Origin of the sequence: Colwellia sp., assembly GCF_013215345.1 — a bacterium.
Lineage (GTDB): Bacteria > Pseudomonadota > Gammaproteobacteria > Enterobacterales > Alteromonadaceae > Colwellia.
Genome location: NZ_JABSOV010000018.1, coordinates 1 through 13,034 on the forward strand (window position 1 = coordinate 1; position 13,034 = coordinate 13,034).

The 13,034-nt window shown below is 39.5% G+C and carries 10 protein-coding genes; 4 read left to right on the plus strand and 6 right to left on the minus strand.

Annotation, left to right across the window (positions count from 1 at the left end):
- Together HRT50_RS03820 and rplU are read right to left on the minus strand one after the other, a co-directional pair.
- Positions 1–94, minus strand: a 94-nt coding sequence (locus tag HRT50_RS03820; RefSeq protein ID WP_291611593.1) for a 50S ribosomal protein L27, incomplete at its 3' end; no start/stop codon positions are given.
- Between the two features lie 15 nt (positions 95–109).
- Positions 110–421, minus strand: a complete 312-nt coding sequence (rplU, locus tag HRT50_RS03825) for a 50S ribosomal protein L21 (RefSeq protein WP_291611503.1) — start codon at positions 419–421, stop codon at positions 110–112.
- A 271-nt stretch (positions 422–692) separates the two neighbouring features.
- Here rplU and ispB point away from each other — a divergent pair, with 271 nt between their 5' ends.
- Positions 693–1,676 (plus strand): octaprenyl diphosphate synthase, encoded by a 984-nt coding sequence (ispB, locus tag HRT50_RS03830; RefSeq protein ID WP_291611505.1) that lies wholly within the window; start codon positions 693–695, stop codon positions 1,674–1,676.
- A gap of 254 nt (positions 1,677–1,930) precedes the next feature.
- On the opposite strand, the gene mdh is transcribed toward ispB, so the two are convergent.
- Positions 1,931–2,866, minus strand: a complete 936-nt coding sequence (gene mdh, locus HRT50_RS03835) for a malate dehydrogenase (protein ID WP_291611507.1) — start codon at positions 2,864–2,866, stop codon at positions 1,931–1,933.
- A gap of 238 nt (positions 2,867–3,104) precedes the next feature.
- Here mdh and argR point away from each other — a divergent pair, with 238 nt between their 5' ends.
- Positions 3,105–3,578, plus strand: coding sequence for a transcriptional regulator ArgR (gene argR / locus HRT50_RS03840; protein WP_291611595.1), 474 nt, complete (start codon positions 3,105–3,107; stop codon positions 3,576–3,578).
- 30 nt (positions 3,579–3,608) lie between these two features.
- Here argR and HRT50_RS03845 read toward each other — a convergent pair whose 3' ends face one another.
- Together HRT50_RS03845 and HRT50_RS03850 are read right to left on the minus strand one after the other, a co-directional pair.
- Positions 3,609–7,031 (minus strand): ATP-binding protein, encoded by a 3,423-nt coding sequence (locus HRT50_RS03845; RefSeq protein ID WP_291611509.1) that lies wholly within the window; start codon positions 7,029–7,031, stop codon positions 3,609–3,611.
- Positions 7,032–7,210: 179 nt separating this feature from the next.
- The gene (locus HRT50_RS03850) at positions 7,211–7,897 is read right to left on the minus strand and encodes a HAMP domain-containing sensor histidine kinase (RefSeq protein WP_291611511.1); all 687 of its coding nucleotides are present in this window, start codon (positions 7,895–7,897) and stop codon (positions 7,211–7,213) included.
- Here HRT50_RS03850 and HRT50_RS03855 point away from each other — a divergent pair.
- Positions 7,863–8,153 (plus strand): phytase, encoded by a 291-nt coding sequence (locus tag HRT50_RS03855; protein WP_291611513.1) that lies wholly within the window; start codon positions 7,863–7,865, stop codon positions 8,151–8,153. The two genes, HRT50_RS03850 and HRT50_RS03855, sit on opposite strands and share 35 nt — an antisense overlap.
- A gap of 217 nt (positions 8,154–8,370) precedes the next feature.
- On the opposite strand, the gene HRT50_RS03860 is transcribed toward HRT50_RS03855, so the two are convergent.
- On the minus strand, positions 8,371–9,792 hold the full coding sequence (locus tag HRT50_RS03860; protein WP_291611597.1) for a PhoH family protein: 1,422 nt from the start codon (positions 9,790–9,792) through the stop codon (positions 8,371–8,373).
- A 275-nt stretch (positions 9,793–10,067) separates the two neighbouring features.
- Here HRT50_RS03860 and rapA point away from each other — a divergent pair, with 275 nt between their 5' ends.
- Positions 10,068–12,995 carry an RNA polymerase-associated protein RapA gene (gene rapA, locus HRT50_RS03865; protein WP_291611515.1) on the plus strand — a complete coding sequence of 976 codons (2,928 nt, stop codon included), beginning with the start codon at positions 10,068–10,070 and terminating at the stop codon, positions 12,993–12,995.
- The last annotated feature ends 39 nt before the right edge of the window (positions 12,996–13,034 follow it).

Sequence of the window (13,034 nt, forward strand, 5' to 3'; positions counted from 1 at the left end):
ATACTGATTCTCCACCGAAACGTTTAACACCTAAACGTTTTGCTTCTGAATCACGACCATTTCGTGTACTACCTGCAGCTTTCTTATGTGCCATGTCAAAATGCTCCTATTAGCCGTTAATACCAGTAATCTTCACTTCAGTGAACCATTGACGATGGCCCGCTTGCTTGCGTGAATGCTTACGACGTTTAAATTTAACAATGGTAACTTTAGCAGCACGAGCTTGAGTAACAACCTCAGCTATAACTTTACCACCAGCAACGTAAGGCGCGCCTACATTGATGTTATCGCCATCTGCGATCATTAAAACGTTATCAAATTCTACTGTTGCGCCTACTTCAAGCTCAAGCTTTTCTAGACGAACTGTTTGTCCTTCGGTTACACGATGCTGTTTACCACCGCTTTGGAATACCGCGTACATAGCTACTCCGTACTGCGCCATCAAATATGTGACGCTAATTTTAAAAATATAGGGCGCAAATTCTACGCGAAGAATATAATTAGGGCAAGTATAAATATGATCATTTATTAACTTTATTGGCCTTTTATGCTTTTATTTTGCTTTTGGCCTAAGAATTAACACAAAGCCACTAGAAAACTACTTTTGCCTAAAATTTAGTGTAAACTTTGCCATCTTCACCAATTGAATATTTTTGATTAATATCTAGTCAAAACAGCTAAAGAAAAGCAGCATGGGCAATAAAGTAAATATTAAAGCAATACAGGCATTAGCGCAAAGCGACATGACAGCAGTCAATGATCTTATCTATGATCAATTGCAATCTGATGTCGCATTAATTAATCAACTCGGTATTTATATTGTTAACGGCGGCGGTAAACGTATGCGCCCTATGTTAACAGTGCTTGCTGCTAGAGCTTTGTCGTACCAGGGCGAACAGCACTTGGATATTGCCGCCATTATCGAATTTATTCATACCGCAACGTTATTACACGATGATGTTGTTGATGAGTCTAATATGCGCCGCGGCAGAGAAACGGCCAATGCTTTATTTGGTAACAGCGCCAGCGTACTCGTTGGTGACTTTCTTTATACTCGCTCTTTCCAAATGATGACCAAATTAGGTGATATGCGCATTATGGATATTTTATCTGAAGCCACTAATATAGTTGCCGAAGGTGAAGTATTGCAGTTGATGAACTGCAATGATGCTAGCACCACAGAAGAAAGTTATATGCAGGTCATTTATTGTAAAACGGCTAAATTGTTTGAAGCGGCAACCCGTCTTGCTGCGGTAATCGCACAAAAAGATGAAAAAATTGAACAAGCCATGGCTGATTATGGAACATTTCTTGGTACTGCGTTTCAGTTAGTTGATGACATTATGGATTACACTGCTGATGCCAAAGAAATGGGCAAAAATGTCGGTGACGACCTTGCTGAAGGCAAACCTACCCTACCACTGATTTATGCCATGAAACATGGTAATAGCGCTCAACAAGCACTGATCAAAGAAGCGATTGAACTTGGTAATGGCATGGATAACCTTGATTTAATACTCGAAGCTATGGAAGAAACTGGTTCTTTACGTTATACCCAGCAACGGGCTGAAATTGAAGCGGACAAAGCCATTAAGGCACTAGACATTATTGCTGACAGTGAACACAAGCAAGCATTAATTGCCTTAGCGCATATCGCCGCTAATAGAAGTCATTAATTCCCTATAAATATATCACAGTAGTTATTTGCTGTGATTCTCTATCATGAGCACCTTTCATCAGCGTCTGTCATGGTTACCTCTTGCGACTACCTATCGGAATTAACACCTGAAAACCAGGCATAAAAAAACACTCTTACCAAGAAGTAAAAACCAATCGATAACAGCGTTTTTTTATAAGGTATATACCCAAACCACTTGAAGGCGCGTTTTTCAAGACGCTTTAGCGGTTTAGGTATAAGTTTTATGGCAGCTTAGCTAGCCATAAAATCAACACCTTCTTTGATGTCTTTCTTTAATGTCGCTAGCATATCTTCTTTTGCTTTTTGCTCAAAAGCACTTAGTTCGCCGTAAGATAAAATTTCACTAACACCGTTTACGCCAAGACGTACTTGTTGTGCGAAAAATGGTGCATCTTCACCTTTACCTTCAACATAAGCGTAATCAACAACGTCTTCGCCTTGTAAACCTTTAACCAAAGACATACAAAAACGAGCTGCAGCTGCGCCCATTGAAAGTGTTGCAGAGCCGCCACCCGCTTTTGCTTCAACAACTTCAGTACCTGCATTTTGGATGCGAGGAGTAAGCGTAGCAACTTCTTCTTCTGAGAAAGTAGCACCTTCAACTTGAGAAAGTAATGGTAAGATAGTTGTACCTGAGTGGCCGCCAATTACTGGAACCTTAACAGTCGCAACATCAAGGCCTTTAAGCTCAGCAACAAAAGCTTCAGAACGGATAACATCTAATGTAGTTATACCGAAAAGTCGAGCAGCATCATAAGTACCCGCTTTTTTGAATACTTCAGCAACAATTGGCACAGTGCCGTTAACTGGGTTAGTAATTACCCCAACTAATGCTTTTGGACAGCTTGCCGCAATGCCTTCAGCCAATACTTTAATAATGCCAGCATTTACGTTGAATAAATCAGCACGATCCATACCAGGCTTACGTGGCATACCTGCCGGGATCAAAACAATATCAGCACCTGTTAACGCACCGTTAAGGTCGTCACGACCAAAACCAGCAACTTTAACGTCAGTTGGGATGTGTGATAAATCTACAGCAACACCCGGAACTACAGGGGCAACATCATATAAAGATAACTCAGAACCTGCTGGAAGTTGAGTTTTTAATAATAAAGATAATGCTTGACCAATACCGCCTGCGGCGCCTAAAACAGCTACTTTCATGTGATTTCTCCGAAATTAAGTGGGGTTTATTTGTTATACAATGAATTATTAAAATATTATTCGAGTAAATACGTTAATTTTTGCAGAGCAAAAGATATAGTATAAGCAGGTAAAAAACAATTGTTATAACCTTATACCGGATATTAACTTCCAGTATGATGACACGATAACGTATACTAGCGTTTATCACACTGATTACAAACGCCACTTTAGTCTATTACAGGGTTAATTACGCATGATGAGCGCTTTACAAAAACAAGAAGCACTAGTACAAGCATTTAAAGGTTTATTAAAACAAGAACAGTTTGGCTCTCAAGGTGAAATTGTTGAGGCATTAAAAGCCAATGGTTTTGAAAATATCAGCCAATCAAAAATATCTCGCATGCTCAGTAAATATGGTGCTGTACGAACCCGTAATGCTCGCCAAGAAATGGTTTATTGCTTACCTGCAGAGTTAGGTGTACCAACAGCACAAAGCCCACTCAAGCAATTAGTGTTAGAAATAGAGCACAACGAAGTAATGATTATTGTGCAAACAAGCCCAGGCGCAGCCCAGTTAATAGCTCGTCTACTGGATAGTTTAAGTAAGAGTGATGGTGTACTTGGTACTATTGCCGGCGATGATACTATTTTTATTGCTCCTACCGATGTTAGCAAAATCAGTGATACCATCAAAAAATTAGAGCAACTTTTCTCTAAAAACTTAAGCTAACTGTCGAACCTGAAAACTTAGGCTCATAGCTTAAGTTTCTACCTCACTAAGAACTTGTTTTATGCAAGTAAGCAAAGCTTGCCCGGTAACGGGTTTAGGCATATGCAAGTTCATACCAGCGGCTAAACTCTGTTGTTTATCTTCTTCTCTAGCATGAGCTGTCATGGCCACAATAGGTAAATGTTGATATTTACTTTGCGCTCTAATAAGTTTAGCGGCGGTAAGGCCATCCATAATAGGCATTTGAATATCCATCAATACCACATCAAAATGATACTCTGCTAGGGTATCTATAGCCCGTTGACCGTTATCAGCAATGGTGACCTTAGCATGCATATTCAGCAGTAACTCTTTAGCAACGAGCTGGTTAACTAAGTTATCTTCCACTAATAAAACTGATACACCTTGTAAGCTCTGTTCATCTTTTATCATTAATGGCTTTTGTGTATTACCCCTTGCTGTTTGATTGCTTGAGCTTGGTCGGTAAGCTTGGCTATGTCCTCTTTTCATGACAATACTATTCACGCCAGCACTTTTATATTGTTCGGTGGCAGAGCCTGCTTTAGCAAGTAAAGCCTGTGATATTTGATCAAGGGAATAACGAAATAACGGCATATCAACCAGTAAATAGGGAGCAGATAGCTTATCGAGGTAATCACAGGTTTCATTGCTCAATTGCGTTAATGCCGGCTGACACAGACAAAGTAATCTAAACGCAGTTAATGACATAACAGTGTCTTGTCGGCTTTGCTCGGCAACAAAGGCTGCTTCATCAATAAATAAGATACTGTTTTCGACAATCTCTAATTGATACAAATCGTCAACACTATGCACTTCATGCAATAACCAATTCATCTGAGTAATACTTTCGACAAAGCTCGCCGATAGCTTTTGATTTATCGCATAAATGGTAATACCTGTGATTAGCGGCTGAGTTAATTCTACTGGCAGACTCGATACTCCTTCAGTAGAATGATGGTTTGACTTAAATAACGTATCAGCAATTACTTTATTGGTGCATTCAAACTGAGCACGTTGCAGGGGTATAACAAAGCTCAGTTCACTGCCTTGCCCTAATTCACTGGTAAGACTGATCTCGCCACCGAGCAATTTGATAATTTGCTGACAAATGGATAAACCTAAGCCTGAGCCACCATATTTTCGCGTCATTGACTCATCAGCTTGACTAAAGGCGTTAAATAAATGACTTTGATTGTCACTGGCAATACCGATACCCGTATCTATTACCCGAAAGCGTACTTGAACCTCACTATCATTAGTCGACAGTGCATCAACAATTAACTTAATTTCGCCTTGTTCTGTAAATTTGATGGCATTATTAAATAAGTTAGCCAACACTTGTACTAAGCGCATTTCATCACTGATGACATTGCTGGGCACCTCTACCGCCATATCAACGATCACTTCGACCCGTTTATGATCAACATTACTTAAGTTTAGCTTTAACGCCTTATCAATTATGATCGGCAGGTTGACCACATCTTGACTGACGACCATTTTACCCGCCTCAATCTTAGATAAATCCAATAATTCATCAACAAGGTGTAGCAAGGTTGAGGAAGCACCCTGCGCGTTGACTAAATAATGTTGTTGGCGATTATCTAAAGAGGTATGTGCCAATAAGTCCATCATGCCTTGCATAGCATTTATTGGCGTTCTGACCTCGTGACTCATATTGGCAAGAAACTGTATTTTTACTTTATTCGCGTATTCCGCTTGGTCTTTTGCTTTTTCCAACGCTGACTGTGTTGCTTGCTGTAATGTCACATCATGAAAAATACTGATAGAGCCAAGAATATTACCTTGCTCATCGGTGAATTGATTACAAAAGCCTTGGTAAATATAATCCCCTGCGCTTATGAGTGCTTGTTGAGGGTAAATATCATTACATGTGTCGTTTAAACGATTCACTTCTTGCGCTAATGCAGTAGGCATAAAACTCGCGGACTTAAACCCTAACATTTGCTCAACGGATTGATTAGCCAAACGTTCAAAGGCTTTATTACAGCCCATTAACAAGCCGTTTGGGTCATTAAAGACAATCAATTCGGGAATGGCATTCATCACCGAGCGTAATAGCGCATAATCACGTTGATGTTTTGCACTCGTTTCTTGTAACGCTTTGGTTTTTTCTATAACACGACTATCTAGCACATCATTTTGTTCAGTCAGTTGTAAGAGTAAACTTCTATTCTGCACAAAGATATCTTCAACCACCTGAAACCAATGTAACCAATCAGCTGCGGGGGTAATTTTACCTGGGTCACCTTCGGCACAATATTGAATATGGCTAATAAATTCTGTTGTTGGCTTAATAAAAGTGCGCTTTGTCATGGTATTAACTAACATAAGAAAAGCTAACAAACCAATGAACAGCGTGGCAAAGACGAAAACAAAATCACTGTACTGAGGCGCGGCAAAACTCTCGTAATTTTGATATTTAAGTAAAGTCCAGCCGTTAACTGCAAGCACTTGTTTTTCTATAAACCAATCACCAAAGCGCTCCGAATCACTTACTTTAGTTAACTTTTCAGCGCGCAAACTCTGTAATGATTTTGGCAGTAAATCTTGCCAAGAAGCACGATAACTTAACGACTCTTTTCCCAAGTGCTTAGCCAATAAAATATCATTATTTTGATTGTATAAAATAAGTCCTTGATCACTTGATTCTAGCTCGGTCAAACTCGCATGCAAACGCGATAAATTGACATCAATAACGACTGCGCCTAACAGCTTGTCATGATAAAAAACACCGGTACCCACTGAAGCATTCATGCCACCACCGGCCGCATCAAGATAAGGAGGAGACCAGAGCACACGATTATTACTTGACGTAAGTGTTCGCACCGCTTGGTTATGTGGACTCATTAATGTTTTATGACTAAACTGCCAAACCTCTCGGTCAACCCAAGGGTAGATATTGACAAAGTCACTGAAGGATACATAATAAAACCAAGTCGCTTCTTCTATGATATTTTGTGCAGCAATAAATGCCGGTGTTAGCGCATTAGCCATAGCGATTTCTTGTTTTTTAGCCTCGCTAAACTGACTCACTTGCCCTATGCCAGTAATATTACTGCTTAAACGCTTACCTTGCTTAATGACATCATGCAGCGGCTTGTTTAAATAAAACATCTCCCCTTGTTGTGACAAGGAAGGCATAGGGATATTAATTTCATTGGGGTGCTTGAGAACGTATTCTGAAAATTCTTGTATACCCACCACAGCTTGAGCGCTTTGCTCTAGCATATTATTTAGCTGCTGAGCTTCTTGACTAAGCTCAGCCAGACTTTGCTGTTTATGTTTGGAAATCTGATTAAAATAACGAAAAGAAGCAGCCGAAAAGGCAACGAGAATAATAACAATAAAGGCAACCACAACTGTGGTGTTATAACGCCTAAAAACTGTATTTATGCCCGCTTGGTAATACACTAAATTGCCTTAATTTTTTTATATAGCCAGTTAACTAGATAAGTTAAAGCAGTCACCCCATTTAAACAAGAGTTAAACAAGGAAAAGTAACTGATTTAACCCTACTGCTTCTTCAAATAAAGTGAGTATGGACTGCGTATCTTTTACTTAAACGTTCATTTAATGAGGAAGTAACGGGGCTAGGTTCTAGGTAACGACAGGCAAATGGCTAATCCTGGTGATAGCGATGTTAAATACACCTTACCGCCATGAAGTTCAGTGATAGCTTTTACAATTGAAAGACCTAAGCCAAAGCCACCTTGTTGCCTGCTGGCATCTAAGCGATATAAGCGTTTAAAAACCGCTTCATGTTCCCCTTTAGCAATACCAGGGCCGTTGTCAGTCACCAATATTTCAACGCCAGCCTCGATATAATTTACCTGTAAAGTAATAACTCCCTTTATTCCCGTGTACTTAATGGCATTTTCAACGATGTTATATATCGCTCTAAAGAGTAAGTTGGCGTCGGCCAAAATGGGCTTACTAAGCCTCTCTGAAGACGTGTTATCAATGAAGGTAAATTGTTGCTCTTTATCCTCAGCTAGGGGTTGTGCTAACTCAAATACATCCTGACAAAATGTGCTGATATCAACGCAGCTATTGGGCTTATGTTGAACTCCTTTTTCTAATCGTGATAACTCCAACATGGTATTGAAGGTATGGATGACATTATCAATTTCATCTAATAATTTTTCTTTCCACTGATCATCTTGATACAGTGCACTATAGTTATCAATACTATCTTCAACTGCGATGCGAATACGCGATAATGGTGTACGAATATCATGGGCAATGTTATTTGTTACCTGTGAAACCGAGTCTATCAAATCATTTACCGTCGCAGACGGCAGTATTGATGGCGTAAAAGAAACCGATGGCATGATGGTGGTTAATGCGGATTTAGGAAAAGGATTTAGCCAAGGTGTATTAATAATGCAAGATGGTGACAACCAGGCTAAAAGTACTCAAGGTGTTAAAGCTAATCAACAAAGAGAAAGAACCAACTTTAAATATGTTCCATGGGCGGGTATTGCTAAAGCATTAAACTTACCGGTAAATACTGGCTTCAAGTGCAACCACTAATCATAAATAGAAACGAAAAAGTAGAACAGGTTCACTAAAAAAAACACCAAGAAAAAGCACCGCTAAAACTAATTTTTAGCGGTGCTTTATTGTTTTCAGAGCCTTTTCTATACATTGATGAAAAAGTCTTAATAAAATGGCTCTAACAAAATAGAAGCTCCTTCAGTAAGGTTTAATCATCTTCCTTAGAAGTCGTTGCTACTTTCGCGATGAAAAGCTATAAATTCTCTTCGGCAAAAGAAGCCAGTCGGCTTCGCACCACGCCATTTAAATTAACCGTAGCAGAGCCTGGGAAATCTTTAAAGCGCTCAACAATATAAGTTAACCCTGAAGTAACCGCGGTTAAATAGTTACTATCAATTTGCGCTAAATTACCAGAGCAGACTAATTTAGTACCTTCACCACAACGGGTGATAATAGTTTTTAACTGAGCCGCGGTTAAATTTTGACACTCATCAAGCAGCACTAGTGCATTTTGAATACTACGTCCTCGCATGAAATTTACTGACTTAAACTGAATATTGGCTTTTTCCATAATGTAATTCAAACTGCCATGCATACTTTCATCTTGTTTATGCAATACCTCAAGTGAATCGGTTATTGCAGCTAGCCAAGGCGCCATTTTCTCTTCTTCAGTACCCGGTAAAAAACCGATGGACTCGGCAATTTCCGGCGTACTTCGCGTGACAATAATTTTGTCATATAAACCACGTTCTATCACTTGCTCTAAAGCAGTTGCCAAGGCAAGTAGGGTTTTACCACAGCCTGCCGGCCCCGTAAGAATGACTAAATCAATATTAGGATCGAGTAAAGCGTCCATCGCCATGCCTTGATAAACATTTTTAGGATGAATACCCCAAGCATTTTTGGCTAATAAGCGTTCTCGACCAAGATCTAATATTGAAATACGGTCGTCATCCCAACCAGTAACTTTACCAGCAAAGCTATCGCCATCATCAAGTAGATACTCATTAATATAAGCTAATGGCACAGCATCGCGAGCAACATAATGAGTAGTGTTCCGTCCTTCTGTCTCTGTATCTACGGACTGAATTTGTTGCCAAAAATCCCCTTCAAATTGATGATAACCTTTAGTGAGGAATTGGATATCATCAATAAGTTGATCGGTCCTATAATCTTCAACATGCGCCAGCCCTGCTCCTTTGGCTTTCAAACGCATATTGATATCTTTAGTCACTAAAACAATTTTCTTGTGTGGGGTTTTCTTTTGAATATGTAAGGCCGCGTTAATGATACGGTTATCATTTTCATTAAAAGATAACGTATGCGCTGTTTGCTTTAAGGCATAATCATTAATAATGGCGAGACAACCACTAGGATGCTGATCATCATTTTGTGGCAGTTTAACGCCAGCGAGCACCTGCTCTGGACTGGCATCTCTTAGCGTATCTTCTAATGCTCGAATAGCAACTCTAGCATCACGACTAACATCTTTGCGCCTGTCTTTAATTGAGTCGAGCTCTTCTAGCACTGTCATAGGCACAACTACATCGTGCTCTTTAAACGATAAAAAAGCGAAAGGTTCGTGCAAAAGGATATTGGTATCTAAAATATAGACAATTTGTTGGTCGGCGGTCTCTTCGGCTGAAGACGGATGGGCTAATTTATCACTTAACATATTCTCATTATTCATATTCTCTTTAGTCATGGGCAATCTCCGTGAGTCACTGACAAAACAAATATAAAAGAGCAATACTTTAATCTATACCTACTAAAGTATAGCTTAACCACAGTAATCTCTAAATTATCGTGAAGCAAGCACAATTTTTTAATGATTCCGTCTATGATAAAGAGTATTATAGCGCCCTTTTTTTACCCCAAGTTTTTAATGCTTAGTCTCGCTCTTTATCAAATATAAGGTAATTACTAAGCAATCGTCGGAGAAGTAAGTTTATGCCATTTCAGCTAGGTCAGCGTTGGATCAGTGACAGTGAATCAGATCAAGGATTGGGTACAGTAACTGGGGTTGAACACCGCTTTGTTAATATTGTTTACACTGCGACCGGAGAGTCTCGACAATATGCTAAAGAAAATGCTCCTTTAACCCGTGTTATCTTTAACCAAGGTGACCTTGTTCCCAGTCATGAAGGCTGGATGTTAAAAGTAGAGTCAAAGAGTGAAGCACATGGTATTTTGACTTATGAGGGCATACGTCAGGACACCAAAGAGCAAGCAAGCTTAAAAGAAGTGATGATAGATCATTTTATTAAATTCAATAAGCCGCACGACCGTTTGCTTAATAGCCAAGTAGATCGTTTAGATTGGTTTCGCTTGCGTAAAGACTGTTTACAACATCAATATCAGCAGCAACAATCTGACTTAACTGGCCTAACCGGTGGTCGAGTTAGCTTAATACCACATCAACTCTACATTGCCGATGAAGTGGGTAATCGTTTTGCTCCTCGTGTTTTACTCGCTGATGAAGTGGGCTTAGGTAAAACCATTGAAGCAGGCTTAATCATTCATCAACAATTAGTTACTGGCCGGGCTAAAAGAATTCTCATCATAGTACCAGAGTCTTTAATGCATCAATGGTTAGTAGAAATGCTACGCCGTTTTAATCTTAATTTTAGTATTTTTGATAATGAACGTTGTGTTGAAACCAGCCAAGATAATTATGTTGATGGTAAAAAAGCTAACCCTTTTAGTTCAGAGCAACTGGTACTGGTTAACTTAGGCTTTATTACTAATAATCCAGAATGGTATGACGCACTTGTCAGTGAAGACTGGGATTTAATGGTCGTTGATGAAGCGCACCACTTAAACTGGCAACAAGACAAGCCAAGTATTGAATACCAATGTATTGAGCAACTTGCAAAAGTTATCCCTGGGGTTTTATTGTTAACAGCTACCCCTGATCAATTAGGTCATGAAAGCCACTTTGCCCGTTTACGTCTACTTGATCCTGACAGATTTTATGATTATCAAAAATTTACCGAAGAAGAGTCCCACTATAGCGAGGTTGCTGATGCCGCTAATGCTTTAGTCGATGGTGAAAAACTTAACGCTGAGCAAGAAAAAACATTAGCTGATTTATTAAAAGAAACAGATATCAGCGCCCAGTTAACTGAATTAAATCAGGCTGACTCGGCAAGTTCAGCCAAGGTACGCCAAAATTTATTAAAACAATTACTCGATAGACATGGTACTGGCCGTATTTTATTTAGAAACTCGCGCAACACAATTAAAGGCTTTCCGGCACGCCAAGTAGTACCCGCACCATTAGCTATGCCAGAGCAGTATCAAGATAATATCAATGAATTTATGCTTAGTGACTGCCCAGAAGTATTAGCTAAATCTAAACAAGCTAAGTATATATTTACCCCGGAAATGCTCCATGGCTTAAACCTACAAAATGACACTTGGACTGATTTTGATCCTAGAGTTGATTATTTAATTGAGCTACTGCAATCACTTAATAAAGAAAAAGTATTAGTAATTTGTGCCCACGCGCAAACAGCCATTGATTTAGAAGCTGCTCTGCGCATTAAAGAAGGTATTCGCAGCGCAGTGTTCCACGAAGGTTTATCAATATTTGATCGTGATAAAGCCGCCGCTTATTTTGCTCAAGATGAAGATAGTGCGCAACTGCTACTTTGTTCTGAAATCGGTAGTGAAGGGCGTAACTTCCAATTCGCTCATCATTTAGTATTATTTGATTTACCAAGTAATCCTGATTTATTAGAGCAGCGTATTGGTCGCTTAGACCGTATAGGTCAAACAGAGATAATCCGTATTCACGTGCCTTACTTTGAAGACTCTGCACAGCAATTATTATTTGATTGGTATCAGCAAGGTATGCAAGCTTTTGAGCACACCTGCATTACCGGTCGAGTAATATTTGAAAGCTTTGGCGAGCAATTATTATCGCTAGCGTTAACTTGCCAGCAGCAATCAGCCGAGGCCGAAGCGCTTATTAGCGATACTTGGCAAAAGCACTTAACCATCAAAGCTGAGCTAGAGTCAGGTCGAGATAAGTTATTAGAGCTGAACTCTTCTGGTCAAGGGCGTGCACTTGAACTGGTTGAAAAGATTCGACAAGCCGATGATGACATAGGGTTGCCGCAGTTTATGTTTCAAGCTCTGGATGTTTTTGGTGTGCAACAAGATGATAAAGCCGATAATGCCATTGCCTTAAATCAAAGCGAACATATGCTTAATAGCAACTTCCCTTGTTTACCAGAAGACGGCACCACCATTACTTTTGATAGAGATACTGCTTTAGCCAATGAAAACTACCAATTACTAACTTGGGATCATCCTATGGTGCGTGGCGTCATGGACTTAGTATTAAGTGATGAAATTGGTAATGCCAGTATTGGCTTGTTAAAAAATGAAGCGCTACCTGTAGGGACTTTCTTCCTTGAGTGCTTATTTACTGTGGAAGCAACTGCACCAGCACATTTACAGCTAGGTCGTTACTTACCGACTACGCCTATTAGGATTTTAGTAGATAAAAATGGCACTAATTTAGCGGATAAGGTCAGTGAAAAAGTACTTGACAAACAATTATCGCCAGTAAAAAAACAAATGGCCTTACAACTTATCAAAGCGCTTAAACCTCAAATTACACCTTTGGTTGCTAAAGCAGAAGCACACGGCGCACAACATATTGTTGCCATTCAAGAAAAATCTTTAGCGGCTATGCAAAGCAAACTCTCTGTCGAGCAACAAAGGTTAACGGCGTTAAAAGCAATTAACCCAAGTGTTCGCCAAGAAGAGATTGATTTTATCAGTCAACAACAAGATGAATTAAGCCACTATATTGATAAGGCGCAATTGACCTTTGAAGCAATTCGCATGATAGTGGTTACCCATTAATAGAAAATCCGTATAAAAAAGTGACCTCTTATTTATGCG

Coding starts and splice junctions, on each gene's coding strand:
- rplU (WP_291611503.1), bottom strand. CDS start 421: ATGTACGCGGTATTCCAAAGCGGTGGTAAACAGCATCGTGTAACCGAA.
- ispB (WP_291611505.1), top strand. CDS start 693: ATGGGCAATAAAGTAAATATTAAAGCAATACAGGCATTAGCGCAAAGC.
- mdh (WP_291611507.1), bottom strand. CDS start 2,866: ATGAAAGTAGCTGTTTTAGGCGCCGCAGGCGGTATTGGTCAAGCATTA.
- argR (WP_291611595.1), top strand. CDS start 3,105: ATGAGCGCTTTACAAAAACAAGAAGCACTAGTACAAGCATTTAAAGGT.
- HRT50_RS03855 (WP_291611513.1), top strand. CDS start 7,863: ATGTTATTTGTTACCTGTGAAACCGAGTCTATCAAATCATTTACCGTC.
- HRT50_RS03860 (WP_291611597.1), bottom strand. CDS start 9,792: ATGTTAAGTGATAAATTAGCCCATCCGTCTTCAGCCGAAGAGACCGCC.
- rapA (WP_291611515.1), top strand. CDS start 10,068: ATGCCATTTCAGCTAGGTCAGCGTTGGATCAGTGACAGTGAATCAGAT.